15 protein-coding genes are annotated in these 17,196 nt (G+C 69.8%); 4 read left to right on the plus strand and 11 right to left on the minus strand.

Features of this window, described 5'->3' with window-relative positions:
- Positions 1 to 182 precede the first annotated feature (182 nt).
- Together ACFP2T_RS40335 and ACFP2T_RS40340 are read left to right on the plus strand one after the other, a co-directional pair.
- A complete protein-coding gene (locus ACFP2T_RS40335; protein ID WP_377431956.1) occupies positions 183 to 467 on the plus strand; it encodes a hypothetical protein in 285 nt (94 codons plus the stop codon).
- 185 nt (positions 468 to 652) lie between these two features.
- Entirely contained in the window at positions 653 to 2,275 is a 1,623-nt protein-coding gene (locus ACFP2T_RS40340) for an amidase family protein (protein WP_377431958.1), read from the plus strand.
- 78 nt (positions 2,276 to 2,353) lie between these two features.
- Here ACFP2T_RS40340 and ACFP2T_RS40345 read toward each other — a convergent pair whose 3' ends face one another.
- The 5 genes from ACFP2T_RS40345 to ACFP2T_RS40365 form a co-directional block, all read right to left on the minus strand.
- Complete coding sequence (locus tag ACFP2T_RS40345; protein ID WP_377431959.1) at positions 2,354 to 3,043, minus strand: hypothetical protein; 690 nt, start codon at positions 3,041 to 3,043, stop codon at positions 2,354 to 2,356.
- Positions 3,044 to 3,076: 33 nt separating this feature from the next.
- Complete coding sequence (locus tag ACFP2T_RS40350) at positions 3,077 to 3,910, minus strand: hypothetical protein (RefSeq protein WP_377431961.1); 834 nt, start codon at positions 3,908 to 3,910, stop codon at positions 3,077 to 3,079.
- A gap of 31 nt (positions 3,911 to 3,941) precedes the next feature.
- Complete coding sequence (locus ACFP2T_RS40355; RefSeq protein WP_377431963.1) at positions 3,942 to 4,295, minus strand: hypothetical protein; 354 nt, start codon at positions 4,293 to 4,295, stop codon at positions 3,942 to 3,944.
- A complete protein-coding gene (locus ACFP2T_RS40360; RefSeq protein WP_377431965.1) occupies positions 4,295 to 4,984 on the minus strand; it encodes a hypothetical protein in 690 nt (229 codons plus the stop codon). Before ACFP2T_RS40360 ends, ACFP2T_RS40355 begins: the two co-directional genes overlap by 1 nt.
- Before the next feature lie 208 nt (positions 4,985 to 5,192).
- The gene (locus ACFP2T_RS40365) at positions 5,193 to 7,181 is read right to left on the minus strand and encodes an ABC transporter ATP-binding protein (protein WP_377431966.1); all 1,989 of its coding nucleotides are present in this window, start codon (positions 7,179 to 7,181) and stop codon (positions 5,193 to 5,195) included.
- Between the two features lie 198 nt (positions 7,182 to 7,379).
- Between ACFP2T_RS40365 and ACFP2T_RS40370 the strand changes: the two genes are divergently transcribed.
- Entirely contained in the window at positions 7,380 to 8,861 is a 1,482-nt protein-coding gene (locus ACFP2T_RS40370; RefSeq protein WP_377431968.1) for an MFS transporter, read from the plus strand.
- Positions 8,862 to 8,873: 12 nt separating this feature from the next.
- Here the strand turns inward: ACFP2T_RS40370 and ACFP2T_RS40375 are convergent, their stop codons facing one another.
- The 6 genes from ACFP2T_RS40375 to ACFP2T_RS40400 form a co-directional block, all read right to left on the minus strand.
- Complete coding sequence (locus ACFP2T_RS40375; protein ID WP_377431970.1) at positions 8,874 to 10,595, minus strand: glycoside hydrolase family 13 protein; 1,722 nt, start codon at positions 10,593 to 10,595, stop codon at positions 8,874 to 8,876.
- A 52-nt stretch (positions 10,596 to 10,647) separates the two neighbouring features.
- A complete protein-coding gene (locus tag ACFP2T_RS40380) occupies positions 10,648 to 11,673 on the minus strand; it encodes a LacI family DNA-binding transcriptional regulator (protein ID WP_377431971.1) in 1,026 nt (341 codons plus the stop codon).
- Between the two features lie 70 nt (positions 11,674 to 11,743).
- The gene (locus tag ACFP2T_RS40385; RefSeq protein ID WP_377431973.1) at positions 11,744 to 12,712 is read right to left on the minus strand and encodes a carbohydrate ABC transporter permease; all 969 of its coding nucleotides are present in this window, start codon (positions 12,710 to 12,712) and stop codon (positions 11,744 to 11,746) included.
- A gap of 1 nt (position 12,713) precedes the next feature.
- Positions 12,714 to 13,784 carry a carbohydrate ABC transporter permease gene (locus ACFP2T_RS40390; protein ID WP_377431975.1) on the minus strand — a complete coding sequence of 357 codons (1,071 nt, stop codon included), beginning with the start codon at positions 13,782 to 13,784 and terminating at the stop codon, positions 12,714 to 12,716.
- Positions 13,785 to 13,855: 71 nt separating this feature from the next.
- Positions 13,856 to 15,199 carry an ABC transporter substrate-binding protein gene (locus ACFP2T_RS40395; RefSeq protein ID WP_377431976.1) on the minus strand — a complete coding sequence of 448 codons (1,344 nt, stop codon included), beginning with the start codon at positions 15,197 to 15,199 and terminating at the stop codon, positions 13,856 to 13,858.
- A gap of 241 nt (positions 15,200 to 15,440) precedes the next feature.
- A complete protein-coding gene (locus ACFP2T_RS40400; RefSeq protein ID WP_377432388.1) occupies positions 15,441 to 16,196 on the minus strand; it encodes an HD domain-containing protein in 756 nt (251 codons plus the stop codon).
- A gap of 128 nt (positions 16,197 to 16,324) precedes the next feature.
- On the opposite strand from ACFP2T_RS40400, the gene ACFP2T_RS40405 reads away from it, so the two are divergent.
- On the plus strand, positions 16,325 to 17,104 hold the full coding sequence (locus ACFP2T_RS40405; protein WP_377431977.1) for a peptidoglycan DD-metalloendopeptidase family protein: 780 nt from the start codon (positions 16,325 to 16,327) through the stop codon (positions 17,102 to 17,104).
- Positions 17,105 to 17,196: the final 92 nt, after the last annotated feature.

The raw sequence follows: 17,196 nt of genomic DNA on the forward strand, positions 1-17,196 counted from the left end.
AAGGCAACCACCGGTCCACGTCGGACGTCGTCACACCGGGGCGCCAAATGCACGGTCATACCGGAGAGCTACGGTCACCCGATCGGGTACACCGGCGCCGGTCACGACCGGTGAGGCGTAGGCCGTGGCGGCCTTCGGTTGGCATCACACCGACCAGTCGATCGGTCACACAACCTGGGGCGGTGTCCGCCCCGGTTGAGCTGCGCGCGTTTCTTGTGCACTGCATGGACAACGACGACGAGATCAGGTTCACCTTCGTGGATGATCGGACGTTCCTCGGCTGGGTTCTGGACGTCACGGACGGGCGGGTGCTGGTGGGCTGGCGGTTCAGCCCGATCTCCGCCCAGTGGGTCGAGGACCGGACTCCGGAGCAGGACGAGGAGTGGGTGCCGTTCGAGGCCGTCCGGCCGGACACGCTCGCCCGCTACGACACCTCCGCCCAGCGGTGGGTGGAGCACACCGGCTGAGTTCTTGTCGGCGCGGTCACCCGGAAGCCGAACCGACGGGACGACACGTCGCCCACGAAGATCGTTTTACCCGGCTGAAATCGATCCGTATCGTAATCTCAACACCCGAGCCGTGTGCTTCCGAAATCCCCCTCCACGTCCGGGTGTCCGTGCGTCCGGACGTGGCCTTCTGGAAGGGCGTACAGGTGCATCAATCCGTTGTGCCACCCCGGCCGCGTTCCGCGTTCCGGATCGTCGTACTCGCCACCGTCCTGGTCAGCGTCGCCGCGCTCGCCTTCACCACCCTCGGCGCCCCCTCCGAGGCGACCGGGCGGCACCGGCCGTTCCCGCTCGACCTGGAGCGCGCCAGCATCCCCCAGATCCGAGAGGCGCTGGTCGCCCGCCGGATCACCTCGGAGGAACTCGTCGAGGCGTACCTGGAGCGGATCCGGACGCTGAACACCAACGGGCCGGGGCTGAACGCCGTCCGGGTGGTCACCCGGGACGCCGTCGCGCAGGCCAAGCAGGCCGACCAGGACCGCCGCAAGGGCCGCGCCCGGGGGCCGATGCACGGCATCCCGGTGCTGATCAAGGACAACATCGACCTCAAGGGCCTGCCCACCACCGCTGGGGCGCTGGCATTGGAGAACTCGTACCCGGCGAAGGACGCCTTCCTGGTCACCCGGCTGAAGGCGGCCGGCGCGATCATCCTCGGCAAGACCAACCTGACCGAGTTCGCCAACTTCACCACCAACGGAATGCCGTCGGGCTACAGCGGACTCGGCGGTCAGGTGCTCAACCCGTACGACGTCAGCCAGACCCCCAGCGGGTCCAGCTCCGGTTCCGGATCGGCCGCCGCCGCGGCGCTCGCCACGGTCACCATCGGCACCGAGACGTCCGGCTCGATCCTCAGCCCCTCGGCGGCGAATTCCCTGGTCGGGGTGAAGCCGACGGTCGGGCTGGTCAGCCGGACCGGGGTGGTGCCGATCGCGGCCAGCCAGGACACCGCCGGCCCGATGACCCGGACCGTCTACGACGCCGCCGCGCTGCTCACCGCGCTGACCGGGATCGACCCCGAGGATCCGATCACCGACACCAGCTCGGGTGTGGTCGGCACCGACTACACCAGGGCGCTGTCCAGCACCGCGTTGCAGGGCAAGCGGATCGGGGTGGCCAGCACCCCGACCGGCAACCAGGGAGTGCTGTTCACCGAGGCGCTGGACGTGCTCCGGGCCCAGGGCGCCACGGTCGTCCCGGTCACGGTGAACACCGGCGGCCTGCCGCCGAGCATCCTGACGTACGAGTTCAAGCGGGACCTGAACGCGTACCTGGCCCGGCTGCCGCGCAGCGCGCCGATGGACACCCTCGACGACGTGGTGCGCTACAACCTCGTGCACGTCGACGAGGGCACGATCAAGTTCGGCCAGACCCAGCTCGTCGCCTCGAACGACGTCGACCTGACCGATCCGGCCGCCAAGGCGGAGTACGAGACCAACCGGGACACCGGGATCGCCGGGGCTCGGGAGCGGATCGACTCGGTGCTGACCGCCGAGAACCTGGACGCGATCGTCTTCGTCGGCAGCGGGTCCGCCGGGATCGGCGCCCGCGCCCAGTACCCGTCGGTCGCGGTGCCGATCGGGTACGACCCGGCGAACGGCCGCCCGGTCGGGATGTCCTTCCTCGGCACCGCCTACACCGAGGCCCAACTGCTGGCCCTGGCGTACGACTACGAGCAGGCTTCGCTGAAGTGGCGGCCGCCGTCGCAGGTGAACCCGTCACTGTTCCGGTGCGCCGACTTCGGCGACCGCGACACGAGCTGCGCACCGTAGACGCCGCAGCACCGTGACGGCGGTTCCGGGCCCGTTCCAACGGGTCCGGAACCGCCGGTCGACGGGTCCTTGACGAAGCTACTTGAGGTCGTCCAGCACGTCCCTGGCGAGCGTGGCGACGGTCGGCCGCTGCTGGCGCAGGCGGTCGGCGAGCTTGCCGGGATCGGTCTCCGTGCTCTGCTTCAGGTGTACGACCACGGAGACGACGGCGTTGGCCGACCGCACGGTCAGGCTGAGCCGCTCGGACTTCGGCTCCAGGACGACGAACGCCTCGTCGCCCAGGCCCGGCTCGGCCTCCGGCGCCGTGGCGTCGTCCCCGGCGCCGTCCGCCCTTTGCCGCGCCCGCTCCTCGACGCCCTGGATGTGCGCGACCGCGTCCTGGTCGACCGTCTTGTCCCCGGTGGGAGTCTTGAAGACGATCGCGGACGCGTCGACTCGCGGCCGCTGTCCGGCACCCGGGCCCCAGGTGCAGGCCGCGCCCAACACAAGCTGGGTTTCCTGGTAGGTGACGGTGGGCTGGCCCTCGCCGGTCGCGGCCGGAACGTCGGCCACCGGGGTCTGCAGGACCGGGCACTTCGCCTTGAGTCCGGTCCAGCGTCCCGGAGCCGGCGACCCGCTCTCGGTCGATCCGGACGGCGACGCGCCGGTCGCGGGGCCGGCGTCCTGTCCGGCGCAGCCGGCGAGTAGCGACGGCACCAGGAACAGCGCTGTGAGCAGCCCGATCCGACCCGCCCGGAACGTATCGCCCCTTCTGGTCCCGGTCGTCACCTGATCTCCTTCCACCAGCCGTGGCGCTGGTAGCTACGCGTCCACTACGGACTGGGGCCAGTTCCCGTCGGAGATGCCCGTCCGGTCGCTCACCTCGTTCGCCAGCGCCGTGACCTGCTTGACCACCTCGGCGAGGCGCTTGGCGATATTGATCTGGTACTGCAGGGCCTGGGTGACCGCCGCGGCGATCGTCTCCGCCATCTTGTCGATGGCGAACATCGCCTGGGTGATCGCGCCGGCCGCCGTCGCGGCGACCTCACCGGCGAGTGCGGTCATCGGGCCGACGACCTCCGCCACCCGATCCCCCAACTCTGTCATGTAGGTGGTGTTGGCCGTGGCGACATCGGCCAGCCAGTTGCTGGTGAACTTCACCTTGTCGACCGACGCCGTCACCGCGTCGGTCTGGGTCTTCACCTCCTTCTCGTAGACCTCCTTGGTCGGACCCTGCCAGTACGCGGTGTTTCCCGAGCCACCCATGTCGTTGCCGATCGTCGAGAGCGGCGCGTTCACCTTGGTCGGCCAGGCCAGTCCGGCGTTGAACAGGGACAGCACCGGGACGGACTTGCTCACGACCTCCTGGAGCATGGTGATGATCTTGTTGACGCCGTCCCGGAGCTTCACGAGCAGCCCCTGGATGGCCTCGATGGCGTCCTTGATCGTGTCGGTGGCCCACTCCACGATGCTGGACAGCACGCTGTCGTTGTTGAGATGGTTGTGAGCCTTCTGCAACAGACTGTTGATGGCGTTTATCAGCTTGGTCCACGCCTCTTTGATGTCCGCCAGGACCTTCTCGACCAACGCCATGGCCTTCTTGAAGGTGCCCATGATGGCTGGCGAGAACTCCGTGCTGCCACTCTGCGGTGCCATTGCCTCCCCTAATCGAATGCTCGTAGCTGGATTACGCCGTCCAGAACTTTTCCATCCGCGCCACGGAGTTCTGGTCAGAGTCCTCGTACCAGTCCGCGATCTTGTAGAGCGCGTTGCCGAACTGGTCCAGTTCGGTGACCGCCTGCTTGAGGACCTTGTCCAGCAGACCGTGCATCTGGTCGTAGGCGTGCTTCAGGTCGTACGCGGTCACCGCACCGGTGGCATCCGTGACCAGGAACGCCGTGATCTCCAGGTCCAGGTTGCTGGTTTCCCGGGAAATGGTGGCCATCTTGTCGGACAGGCCGTGCCACTTTTTCGCCTCCACCCGGATGGCCTCGGTGGCGACCTGGATGCTCTTCTCGGAGTAGTAGTTGTAGTCGCCCATCACGCCCTCCCGTAGGACTGGTAAACGTTCGCCCCGTTCCGGCCAACCGCCCTTAGTGCGGCGCGGGCATCCGCCGCGAGCCGGTTGCCGTCGTACGGGCCCAGGTTCTGGTGGTCGACCTCGGCGCCCTGCACCGCCAGCCCGACCAGGACGAGTCGGAACAGGCCCTGTGGCCCCGCGACGACCCGCCGCTCCTGGTTGTCCACGGCCTGCCGGATGCGATCCGCCGCATCGAGGACGGTGAAGGCGCGTTCGATCTTGGCGTTCAGCGCGTCGAGGAGGTCGGGGTCGTCGGGGTCCGGCAGTGGGATCCTCGGGCCGGCGACCTGCGTGGCGAAGTCCGGCTCCTCCGGCACATCCGGCTTGTGTCCGTAGCGGGTCAGGATCATCACGGCCATCGCCGCCTTCGACCTCGCCTGCTCCAGCGCGTCGAGGATCGCGGCGCCGACATGAGCCGGCCCCAGTGCGTTCCACCAGCCGGACTCGATCTGGACGTCGAGGACGTTGCCGAGCGGGTCGACGATGCAGTAGACGTTGCCGCTACGATCCATCCCCTCGATCCGCTCGGTGCCCGGGATGGGTCGGCCTGGCCAGCTGTTGGCAGCGAGTTCGTCCAAATTCTGGACGAAGGTCTTGGTGTCGCGAAGCCTGCTGTCCTCGTCGCCGACCGATTGCGACTGGTAGGACACTGTCCCTCCTTCGACCGGGCACCGGTTGCGGTGGAGCTTGGCTGGTGGCCAGCGCCTGACGGCGTTGACTCGGCACGAGACGTTCGTTCGCGGGCAGCCGCCGACGCCCGCAGTGACCGAGGCCACCAGAATAGTCAACATCCGCAACCGGGTCTGTCCCCAATGGTCGGGGGCGAAACGCGCCGCGCCGTACGTCGGCGTCCGGTCGTCATTCCGTGTAGCCGCTGGCCTGGAGTTCGAAGAGTTCCCGGTAGAGCCCACCGGCCGCGATGAGTTGGTCGTGGTTGCCCTCCTCGAGGAGTTTTCCGTCCCGCATCACGTAAATCCGGTCCGCGTGCCGGACGTTGGCCAGCCGGTGCGTGATGAGCACGATCGCCCGGTCGGGTTGCCGCCGTAGTCGTTGGAAGAGCGCGTGTTCGGCTCGGGCGTCGAGCGCGGCGGACGGCTCGTCGCAGATCAGCAGCCGCCCCTCGCGGTAGAGGCCGCGCGCGGCCACCAGGCGCTGCCACTGGCCGCCGGACAGGTCGTGGCCGTCCTTGAAACTCCGGTCGAGCAGGGTGTCGTAGCCGTGCGGCAGTCCGGTGACCATCTCGTGTGCGGAGGCGGCCTTCGCGGCGTCCACGATCGTCGGCCCGGCCCCGTCGGTCCGGTCGTACCGGCCGATGGTGATGTTCTGCCGGGCCGTGAACGGAAAGCGCCACCAGTCCTGGCTCAGCACGGCGACGTTCGAGCCGAGGCTGGCGGCGTCCAGCGTCGCGACGTCGACCCCGTCCCAACGGATCGTGCCGCCGGTAGGTTGGTACAGCCCGGCGAGGAGCTTGGCCAAAGTGGTCTTCCCCGAGCCGTTCTCGCCGACCAGCGCGATGACCTCACCCCGGCGTACGGTCAGGCTGACCCGGTCCACGGCCGGTTTCTCGGTGTCCGGGTAGCTCAGGCTGACCTCCTCGACCCGGATCTCCTCGAAGCCGGACACCGGGTCGCCACCGCTACGGCGGGTGCGCGAGTCGGCCCGGTCGAGAAAGGTCAGGAAGTCGCGGTAGTAGAGCGCGTCCTCGTACAGCGAGTTGGTGGCGTGGATGGTGTTGCCCAGGCTGGTCCGGGCCGCCTGGAGGGCGAGCATCGCCGTCGCGGCCGCCGCCAGCGGCACCACGCCGGCCAGCAGCAACCAACCGAGTACGGCGTAGACGGCGAACGTCGCCAGCCCGGCGATGGAGCCGCCGCCGACCCGGGTCGACGTCTGGGACCGCACCAGCCGCAGTTGTGCGGCGGTCTCCATGGTCATCACCCGGCGGTACTCCCCGAGCAGGAACCCGCGCATCTGGTACGTCCGCACCTCGACCGCGGTGTGCCGGTTCGCCATCAGGGTGGCCAGCATCCACATCCGACGTCGGCGGGTGATCCGGGCCAGCAGCGCGATGTACTCCCGGCGGGCGATCCGGACCGCGGTCACCGCCGACGGGACCGCCGCGACGAGCAGGCACGGCAGCAGCAGCGGTTGGATGACCGTCACGGCGGCGGCGGTGGCGACCACCCCGACCACACCGGTGATCAGGTTGACCGTGTCGTCGACGATCGACGCCGCCTCGGTCATGCCCCGGTCCCGGGCCCGGTCCATCTCCTCGGCGAAGCCGGCGTCGTCGAACGCCGCCAGGTCCACCGAGGTCGTCGCCTCGAACAGCCGCAACTCGACCCGGTAGTTGATCTGTGGGGCCAGCCGGGCCTGCGCCCAGCCGGCGGCGATGGTCAGGCCGCCCTTGGCCATCACCGCCAGCGCGGCCACGGCCAGGCCGGGCGCGGCCGACCGTACCCGGTCGGGGGTCGGGCCGGAGGCGAAGAGTTCGCGCAGCACCGTGCTGGTCGCCAGCAGGCCAAACGTGATCATGATGCCGGCGAGGATGTTGAGCCCGATCGCGGCCAGGGTGTCGGTCCGGCTCACCCGCCAGGCCAGGACCACCGCCTCCCGGATGATCGCCGGCAGTTGCCGCGCCACCGACCAGAAGCTCGTCTCGGCGAACGTGGCGCCGTGGTGGAACCAACCGGGCTCGGCCAACTCCGGCAGTGCCGTCGGGTCGTCCTGCTCGGCGGTTGTCGGCCGGTCGGGCTGCTCGCCGGCGGGGTCGTCGCCCCGGACCGGCTCGTCGGAGTCTTCTGCCGCACCGGCCGCCCGTTGCCGTACGCCTGTTCGTGTCGGCTCCACCGCACCGCACCTCCACCGAGTCCGAATCGGCTTCGACAGTCCCGTCCGGCCCACCACCGTTACGGACGGTTGCGTGCACACTACGGTTCCGCACTGACAACCCCAAACGGTCGTATCCCATCAAGCGAGACGCGGGCCGGCACGGGACCCGGACAAACCGTCATCCCAGCGTTACCTGATCCTGGTTGAGTGCCGGACATGACGATCGGTGGTCCGCGAGTCGCCCGAGGTGGGGGACCGGTCCACCGGTTCTACAGCGTCGCGGTCTTCGTCGTCCTCGCCTCGCTCGACAACGTGGCGATCGGGCTGGTGCCGCCGCTCTACGACTCCATCGCACCGGCTCTCAACGTGGGCCGGGGTGCGATCGGCGCGGTCACCGCGACCAGCTTCCTGATCAGCGCGGTCGCCGCGGTCGGCTGGGCGTACTTCGGGGACCGGACCAACCGCAAACCGCTGCTCATGATCGGCACGCTGCTCTGGGCCGCCGGCACCGCCGGCAGCGCGTTCGCCTCGACGTACCTGGCGTTCTTCGGCGCGCAACTGCTGGCCGCGATCGGGCTGGGTGCGGTGGGCTCGGTCGGCTTCTCGGTGGTCACCGACCTCGTCACGCCCCGCCGTCGTGGGGTGGTGCTGAGTTTCTGGGGCCTCTCCCAGGGAATCGGCACCCTCGCCGGCACCCTGGTCGGCGGAGTTCTCGGCGCGGACGACTGGCGCCGCCCGTTCCTGCTGCTCAGCGTCGTCGGCCTGGTCGCGACCCTGGCGTACCTGCTGACCTACGACATCCGGCGGGGCCAGAGCGAGCCCGAGCTGAAGGGCGCCATCGCGGCCGGCGGGGACTACGACTACCGGATCAGCCGGGACGACCTGCCGGCGATCCTGCGCCGCCGGACGAACCGGTGGCTCGTCCTCCAGGGACTCACCGCGCAGGTGGCGTTCGGATCGCTGGTCTGGCTGCCGGCGCTGTTCCGGGAGCGCGCCGAGGCCCAGGGGTACTCGTCGGCCACCGCCACCGTCGTGGGCAGCATCTTCGCGGTCCTGTTCCAGCTCGGTGGGGTGCTCTCCATCGTCGGCGGACTGGTCGGCGACGCGGCACAACGACGTACGCCCCGGGGCCGGGCCCTGGTCGCGGCGATCGGGATCCTCGCCGCGGTGCCGTTCTACGCGGTGCTGTTCTTCGTGCCGATCCGGATCGACGTGCCGGACGGCGCCGGCGCCGGTGCGGTGGCCACCGCCGTCCTGGGCAGCGTGTTCTCCGAGCCGACGGTCGGGCTCAGCCTGCTGACCGCGTTGCTCGCGCTCGGCCTGACGTCGGCGAACTCGCCGAACTGGTTCGCGCTGATCGCCGACGTCAACCCGCCCGAGCACCGGGGCACGGTCTACAGCCTCGGCAACCTGGTCAACGGTGTGGGCCGGGCGACCGGCAACGGACTGATCGGGGTGGCCGCCCAGGCGCTGCGGTCGGCCTTCCCGCCGCCGCTGAACTTCGCCGTCGGGCTGGCCGCCTTCCAGCTCTTCTTCATCCCCACCGGCATCATGTACTGGCTCGCCTCCCGGACCGCTCCCCGGGACATCCGCGAGGTCCACGAACTGCTCACCGAACGGGCCGAGGAGGTGGTCGAGGAGGTGGTCGAGGAGGTGGTCGAGGAGGTGGCCGCGCCGGACCGCCCGACCACCCCCTGACCGGCTGCCGGATCAGTCCTCGCCGGCCTCGTCGAGTCGCAGCCACACGGTGACATCGGTCGGTACCCGGCCGTCCGGGTCCAGCGGCCCGCTGGCGTGCACCAGTTCGGCACCCTCCGGCAGCTCCACCGGGTCGGCGCCGAAGTTGGTCAGCACCCGCAGCGCGCCGTTGCGGAAGTACAGCACCCCGTCCGGGCTCTCCAACCAGTACACGGTGCCGGTGCCGAGTCCCCGCTCGCGACGCAGTCGCAGGCTGGTCCGGTACACCTCGTACGTCGAGCCGGGCACCCCGCGCTGCCGGTCCAGGGCGTACTCGGCCCAGAGGGTCGGCTGGGGCAGCCAGCTCGCGTCGGCCGGGCCGAAGCCGTACGACGGCGCGTCCGCCTCCCACGGGATCGGCACCCGGCAACCGTCGCGACCCCGCTCGGCGTGACCGCTGCGCTCCCAGGTCGGGTCCTGCCGGGACTCGTCGGGCAGCGTGGTGTGCTCCGGCAGGCCCAGTTCCTCGCCCTGGTAGAGATAGGCGGACCCGGGCAGCGAGAGCATCAGCAGGGTGGCGGCGCGGGCCCGGCGCAGCCCCAGTACGGGGTCCGGCTGCGGATCGTCGACGCCGATGCCACGCGGCCGGGGAGTGCCGATCGGCAGCGCCAGCCGGGTCGCGTGCCGGATGACGTCGTGGTTGGACAGCACCCACGTGGTGGGGGCGCCGACCGCCGCGGAGGCGGCCAACGAGCGGGTGATCACCGCGTACTGGGCCGGGGCGCTCCAGGACGCCTCCAGGTACTCGAAGTTGAACGCCTGGTGCATCTCGTCCGGGCGGACGTACGCGGCCAGCCGCTCGGCCGGCTGCACCCACGCCTCGGCGACCAGGATCCGCTCGCCCGGATAGGAGTCGAGCACCCGCCGCCAGTCCTGGTAGATCTCGTGTACGCCGTCCTGGTCCCACATCGGTGGGCGGGGCCCCTCGGTGCCGGGGCCGGAGACGGGTTCGTCCTGTGGCTTCCAGTCGGCCAGGTCGGCCTGCTTGACCAGGCCGTGCGCGACGTCGACCCGGAAGCCGTCCACGCCCCGGTCGAGCCAGTACCGCAGGATGTCGACGAACTCGGCGCGTACCTCGGGATGGTCCCAGTTGAGGTCCGGCTGGCCGGTGTCGAACAGGTGCAGGTACCACTGCCCCGGACGGCCGTCCGGTTCGGTCACCCGGGTCCACGCCGGCCCGCCGAAGACGCTCTGCCAGTCGTTCGGCGGTTCGGCGCCGTCCGGGCCACGGCCGTCCCGGAAGACGTAGCGGGACCGCTCCCGGCCGCCGGGACCGGCGGCCAGCGCCGCACCGAACCACGGATGGGCCGAGGAGGTGTGGTTGGGCACCAGGTCGACGATGACCCGCAGCCCGCGCGACCGGGCCGCGGCCAGGAGCTGGTCGGCGTCCGCCAGCCGGCCGAAGATCGGGTCCACGTCGCGGTAGTCGGCCACGTCGTAGCCGGCGTCCGCCTGCGGCGACGGATAGAACGGCGACAGCCAGACCGCGTCGACCCCGAGTTCGACCAGATGGTCCAGCCGGGCGATGATCCCGGGCAGGTCGCCGATGCCGTCGCCGTCGGAGTCCGCGAACGAGCGGGGATAGATCTGGTAGATGACCGCGTGCCGCCACCACGGGCCCGGCGCGTCGACCCGGCGGGCGACGCCCGGTTCGGCGCCGGTGGACGTGGTGGCGGGCAAGGGGGACTCGGACATCGTGTCGGGCGTGTTCAGGATGCTCTCCCGTCGGGCTCGGACCGGTTGACCTTCAGTCTTCCCTGGGCGGACCGGTCGAGTCACGCGCGACGAGCCAGGTGGGCAGAATCACCGGGGTCAGCTCGCCGTCGGTCCGGGACCGGCCGGCCAGTGGCCCCAGCAACGTACCGGCGGCGAGCTGGCCCTGCTCGGCGGCGGGCTGGGCCACGGTGCTCAGCCCGAACGCGCCGGCCAGGTCGTGGTTGTCGATGCCGACCACGCTGACCTCCTGCGGCACCCGTACGCCAGCGGTCCGCAGCGCGTTCACCGCGCCCATGGCCATCTCGTCGCAACTGGCGAAGATCGCGGTCGGCGGGTCACCCCGGGAGAGCAGTTCCTCGGTCGCCAGGCGTCCACCCTCGGCGTCCGCCCTGTTCTCGACGCTGAGCCGTGGCTCGGGGAGCATTCCGAGGGCGTTCAGCGCCTCCTGGTAGCCACGTCGCCGCTCCAGATGGGCGGGGTGCGCGTACTCGTCGGCGGGATCGCCCCAGATACAGGCGATCCGGCGGTGGCCGAGGCCCAGCAGGTGTTCGGTGGCGGTCCGGCCGGCGGCCCGGTCGTCGATCCGGATGCTCGGCCAGCCCGGTACCACCGTGCCCGAGCTGACGGTGACGCCCGGCAGCGCCAGGCTGGCGATGGTCGCCAGGTCGTCGGCCCCCATCGGCGTGGCGACCAGCATCACCGCGTCGACCCGCTTGGGCAGGTTGGCCCGGTGCAGCAGGCGGTGCCGGGCGTGCTCCCGGCCGCCGATGTTGTAGAGCAGCAGCTCGTACCCGGCGCGGTGCAGCACCTCCTCGGCGGCCTCGACGACGGCGCCGACGAACCAGGGCGTGATCCGGGGAACGATCACCGCGACCGTGCCGGTCTTGCCGCCGGCCAGCCGGGACGCGCTCGGCGATGCGCTGTAGTCGAGTTGCTCGGCGGCGAGCAGCACCCGGCTCCTGGTCGTCTCGGACACCGTCGGGAGCCCCCGCAGCGCCCGGGAGACGGTGGCGGTGGAGACCCCCGCCAACCGGGCGACGTCCTCGATTCTGGTCACGGTGCCATCCTGTTCCGGGCGTACCCACCGGCCGTGGGTGCCGGGCGCGGGGGCGGGACCTGGTGCCGGGTCAGCCCTTGATGCCACCGGCCAGCAGGCCACGCACGAAGTAACGCTGCAGGGACAGGAACACGATCAGCGGTACGACGATGGAGATGAACGCGCCGGAGGTCAGCCGCTGCCACTCGTTGGCCCGGGTACCGGCCAGCTCGGCGAGCCGTACGGTCAGCGGGGCCGTCTCGTTGCCGCCACCGGCGAAGATCAGTGCCACCAGCAGGTCGTTCCAGACCCAGAGGAACTGGAAGATGCCGAACGCGGCCAGGGCCGGCACGATCAGCGGCAGCACGATGGAGCGGAAGATCTTCGGGTGGGTGGCCCCGTCGACCCGGGCCGCCTCCATCAGGTCCTTCGGCAGCTGGGACACGAAGTTGTGCAGCAGGAAGACGGCACACGGCAGCGCGAAGCAGGTGTGCGCGAACCAGACCTGGACGAACTTCCCCTCGTCCTCCAGGTTCCACGCCGGGGTGAGCGGGATGCCGAACACGCTCGCCCCCTCGGAGAAGAAGCTGAGCAGCGGCACCAGGGCCATCTGTAGCGGCACGATCTGCAACGCGAAGATGCCGATGTAGATCCAGTCCCGGCCCCGGAAGTTGATCCAGGACAGCGCGTACGCGGCGAGCGCGGCGAAGGCCAGCGGGAACAGTACCGACGGGATCGTGATCACCATCGAGTTGATGAAGTAGCCGGCGAGCTGCCCCGACGACGCCGACCGGCCGAACAGCACCTCCTGGTAGTTCTGAAGGGTGAACTGCGGGTCGGTGAACGCCGTCCACCAGCCGGTGGTCTTGATCTCGTCCTCGGGTCGGAACGAGGAGACGAAGAGGCCGAAGGTGGGGATCGTCCAGATCACCGCGATGACGATCGAGATGCCGGTCGCCACCGGGTTGTTGAGGCGTCGGCGTACCCGGGCGGCCCGGGTCTCCGGTCCGGTCGGCTTGACGGGCGGACTGACCAGCGCGGGCGGGGTCGTGGTGGTCATCTCATACCTCCCGCTGCTTGCGCAGGTTGCGGACCTGATAGATCACGATCGGGATCACCAGCACGAAGAGGAACACGGCCAGCGCCGAACCCTGTCCGGTCTGGCCGAACCGGAACGCCTGGTTGTACATCTCGTTCGCGATCACGCCGGTGTCGTAGTTGCCGTTGGTCGTGGTCCGGACGATGTCGAAGACCTTGAGCGTGGCGATCGAGACGGTGACCACGACGACGATCAGGGCCGGCCGGATGCTCGGCATCGTGATCTGCCAGAACATCTGCCAGGGGTTGACCCCGTCGAGCCGGGCCGCCTCGATGATGTCGGCCGGGATGGCCTTGATCGCGGCCGAGAGCACCACCATGGCGAAGCCGGCCTGGATCCAGATCATGATGACGATCAGCAGCAGGGTGTTCAGCGGCGGATTGGAGAGCCACTGCTGGGGCTCGCCGCCGAACATCTTCCAGACGTGGTTGAGCAGGCCGATCTGGTCGTACTCGCCGGACCGGTAGGCGTAGACGAACTTCCAGATGATGCTGGCACCGACGAACGAGATCGCCATCGGCATGAAGATCAGGGCCTTGGCCGCCGACTCGAACCGGGCCCGGTCGACCAGGACCGCGTAGATCAGGCCGATCGCGGTGGCCACCAGCGGGACCAGGATCACCCAGATGAGGGTGTTGGTCAGCACGCTGAAGATCTCGTCCTGGGCGAACATCCAGGTGTAGTTGCTCAGCCCGACCCAGTTCCGGCTGTTTCCGTCCATGAAGGACAGCAGGATGGTCCGGACAGCCGGGACGATCAGTCCGACGGCCAGCAACACGAGGGTGGGCAGCAGGAAGAACAGCCCGAGGCCACCCTCCCGGCGGTTGACCACAGAGCGGCGGCGCGCCGGCGGCGGCGCGGCGGTCTTCACCCCACCGGCCGGGGCCGCCGCGAGCACGGCGGCCTCGCGGCGTCGGGCGAACCACGCGGGTACGACGTCCAGCAGCACCAGCAGGCCGCCGACCACGACCGCGAAGGCGATCAGGCCGTACAGCAGCATCAGTAGCTTCGGTGCCTCGTCGGCGAACTCCATCAGGCCTCCTACGCCGTCAGGGCGGAAGCCGGCGGCCCGGCCCTGGTACGGGCCGGACCGCCGGAAACGTACTACTTCGGCCAGGAGCCTTCGATGAAGTCGAGGGTGCTCTTGGTGTCCTTACCGCTGATCCAGTCGACCATGCCCTTCCACATGGTGCCCGAGCCGACGGCGGCGGGCATCAGGTCGGAGCCGTCGAACCGGAAGACCGCGCTCTTGTCGAGCAGGAGCTCCATCGAGAGCTTGTCGACCTCCTGGGTCACGTTGCTGACGTCCAGCTTGTTGTTCGGCGTGATCCAGTTGCCGAGCTTGGCCCGCGAGTTGGCGTACTCACCGGAGGCGAGGTAGGCACGGACCGCGTTGGTGGCCTCCGTGTCGGTGAACGCCACCGTGAACTCGCCGGCAACCAGCACCGGCTTACCCTTGCTCGGGTCGATCGTCGGCAGGTAGAAGGCGTACATGTCGCCGTCCGGGCTGACCTTGGTGCCCTCCGGCAGGTAGTTGCCGTAGATGTTCGCCTGCCGGTGCAGCGTGCACTGGCCCTGGAGGATCGGTAGGCCACCCTCCTGGAACGGGGTGGTGGTCAGGCTCTTCACGTCGCCGTAGCCGCCGTTGACGTACTTGGGGTTCTTGAGCACCGAGCCGACCTGGTCGAAGGCCTGGGCGACCCGGGGGTCGTTGAACGGGATGCCGTGGGTGGTCCACTGGTCGTAGACCTCCGGCGACTGCGTACGCAGCATCAGGTCCTCGACCCAGTCGGTCGCCGGCCAACCGGTGGCCTCACCCGACTCGAGTCCGACGCACCAGGGCTTCTGGTTGGTGGCGGCGATCTTGTCGCTGAGCGCCATCAGGTCCTGCCAGGTGGTGGGCACCTGGTAGCCCTTCTCGGTGAACGCCTTCGGCGAGTACCAGACGAAGGACTTCACGTTGGCGCCGAGCGGGGTGCCGTAGAGCTGACCGCCGACCGTGGCGTACTTGAGCCAGTCCGCCGGGTAGTTGCCGTCGGCGATGGTCTTCAGCTCAGGAGTCATCGGCTTGAGCTTGTTCGCCTGGGCGAACCGGGTCAGCAGGCCGGGCTGGGGGATGAAGGCCAGGTCGGGCGGGTTGCCGCCGTCCACCTGGACCTGGAGTTGCGCCTCGAACTCGCCGCTGCCGTCGTAGTCGATCTCGATGCCGGTGCAGTCCTCGAACTGCTTCCAGGACTCCCGGAGCAGGTCCGCCTCCTTGTCCCGGATCGACGCGTAGATGGAGACCGACTCACCGTCGTGGCCCTGGTAGTTCGTGTACGGGGCACACTCCGCAGAATCCGGGTCGAGCCCGCTGTCGCTATCGCCGGAACAGGCGGTGGCGCCGAGTGCCAGGGTCAACACGCTGGCGATAACGAGGGCCTGGCGTGGTCTGGACTTGACCGCCATGCCGTCCTCCTTTCGAGCCGGCGTGCCGGTCGCCTGAGGGGGCTCCCGTGCCGGACTGTGGGCGTCACCACATGTAAGCGCTTGCAACGATCGTCGTCCAGACCCGCAGAGCCACGAGGCCGTAACGATTCGGAAACCTGGCAGTGGCGGGCCGTTGGGCGGGGCACGCCAGCATCCAGGTGTGGAGGTCGCCGGGACCAGGACGGGTGGCCCGCCGGGATCTGACGACGGGGGCGGTGGGCTACCCGGCCGGACGGCCTGCCGGGACGTCCTGCGGGTCGTCGAGGATGGCCGCGAAGCGCTGCTCGGCGAGGTCCAGTTGGCCGAGGATGTGCGTCCGCACCTCGGCCGACAGCGGCGTGTCCGGCCGGCTGACCAGGTCGCGGAAGAGCGGCACCAGGGGCCGGTACTTCCGTGCCGAGCGGTGCACCTTGTCGCCGGTGGTGTGGATGACCCCGACACCGTTGTCGGTGAAGTCGGAGACCTTGATCACCCGAGCCCACGGCTCCCGGTCGAGGCTCTCCGCGAGATGCGCCCGGTACTGCTCGTTCCGGTCGCGGTCGGGGTCGTACTCCGGATTGGTGACCGCCGCGACGAGCCCGGCGACCCGAGGGTTGAACCGCTGCGCGACGGCGGCCAGCGCCGCCGGGGTGGCGACCGGGCCGGGCGTGTCGGCGGGCAGTTCGGCCAGTTCCGCCGGGTGGTCCTCCACCGCGTCGTGCAGCAGTGCCGCGACGATCACGTCCACGTCGGTGACGTGGTAGTAGCAGATGATCCGGATCGCGACCCGGAGCAGGTGGTTGACGTAGGGCTCGCGTACCCGGCGGTCGTCGCGGTGCAGCGTGCCGGCCAGGTCCAGCGCCGCCGTCAGGCGGGCCCGGTCCGCCGGATCGAAGCGCGCCGTCTCCAGCCCGAACCGGTCTCGGAGGCCGGCTTCGCCGTACACCTCGGTCACGGCGTGCAACGGCATGGTCATCAGGTACGTCGGCGAGGCCATGACGTCCAGGTATACCGGATCGCCCCAACCGCCGGGCTCCGCGCCGCCCGGACGCGCCCTTCCCATGTTTGAAGTTTTCTGCCACGATTGATCGAAACATGGAAAACTTTCGCCATGGAGGTCCCTGAATGCGCTCACGCCTGTTCGCCCTCGTCGGAAGCGGCCTGCTGCTGGCCGCCACGGTGCTGGTGCCGGCCTCGCCGGCCGCCGCCGCCCCGACCTTCAAGGTTCCGTTCCCCTGCGGCCAGTCCTGGTCCGGCCAGACCCGGACCAACCACAGCCCGGCGAACGCCATCGACTTCAACCGGACCGACGACCAGGGCGACCCGGTGGTGGCCAGCGCGCCCGGCACCGTCGACGTGGTCGCCGACCTCGGCGGCACCAGCTACGGCAAGTACGTCCGGATCGACCACGGCGGCGGCTTCACGACCTACTACGCCCACCTGAACAGCTTCAACACCGCGGTCGGCCGGACCGTCGGCTACGGCACCGTCATCGGCTACGTCGGCACCACCGGCGGCTCCACCGGCCCACACCTGCACTACGAGCAGCGGTCGGGCGGCAGCGCGGTGCAGATCCGGTTCAACGGCACCCTGGCGCTCTACTGGGGCACCCGCACCTACACCAGCGACAACGCCTGCTCCGGCGGCAGCACCGGCTCGGGCACGGTGAACACCGCGGGGACCGCGCTGACCGTCCGGTCCGGCCCCGGCACCAGCTACGCCTCGGTCGGCACGGTGGCCGACGGGGCCGGCGTCACGATCTACTGCCAGACCACCGGTACGACCGTGACCGGCACCTACGGCACCAGCAACATCTGGGACCGGATCGGCACCGGGCGGTTCATCTCCGACGCGTACGTCCTGACCGGCTACGACGGATTCATCCCCGGCGTACCGCGCTGCTGACCGGGCACGGCCGGTAGGCCCACCGGACAGACGAAACCGGGGTCGTCGGACCCGGGTCTTCTAGGGGGAGGACGAAGACCCGGGTCTGACGA

Source organism: Plantactinospora solaniradicis (assembly GCF_042658085.1).
GTDB lineage: Bacteria > Actinomycetota > Actinomycetes > Mycobacteriales > Micromonosporaceae > Plantactinospora > Plantactinospora solaniradicis.

Bases quoted from the DNA above. Each gene is read 5' to 3' on its own strand.
- ACFP2T_RS40350 (WP_377431961.1), bottom strand. From the start codon at position 3,910: ATGGCACCGCAGAGTGGCAGCACGGAGTTCTCGCCAGCCATCATGGGC.
- ACFP2T_RS40355 (WP_377431963.1), bottom strand. From the start codon at position 4,295: ATGGGCGACTACAACTACTACTCCGAGAAGAGCATCCAGGTCGCCACC.
- ACFP2T_RS40370 (WP_377431968.1), top strand. From the start codon at position 7,380: ATGACGATCGGTGGTCCGCGAGTCGCCCGAGGTGGGGGACCGGTCCAC.
- ACFP2T_RS40375 (WP_377431970.1), bottom strand. From the start codon at position 10,595: ATGTCCGAGTCCCCCTTGCCCGCCACCACGTCCACCGGCGCCGAACCG.
- ACFP2T_RS40385 (WP_377431973.1), bottom strand. From the start codon at position 12,712: ATGACCACCACGACCCCGCCCGCGCTGGTCAGTCCGCCCGTCAAGCCG.
- ACFP2T_RS40390 (WP_377431975.1), bottom strand. From the start codon at position 13,784: ATGGAGTTCGCCGACGAGGCACCGAAGCTACTGATGCTGCTGTACGGC.
- ACFP2T_RS40395 (WP_377431976.1), bottom strand. From the start codon at position 15,199: ATGGCGGTCAAGTCCAGACCACGCCAGGCCCTCGTTATCGCCAGCGTG.
- ACFP2T_RS40400 (WP_377432388.1), bottom strand. From the start codon at position 16,196: ATGGCCTCGCCGACGTACCTGATGACCATGCCGTTGCACGCCGTGACC.
- ACFP2T_RS40405 (WP_377431977.1), top strand. From the start codon at position 16,325: ATGCGCTCACGCCTGTTCGCCCTCGTCGGAAGCGGCCTGCTGCTGGCC.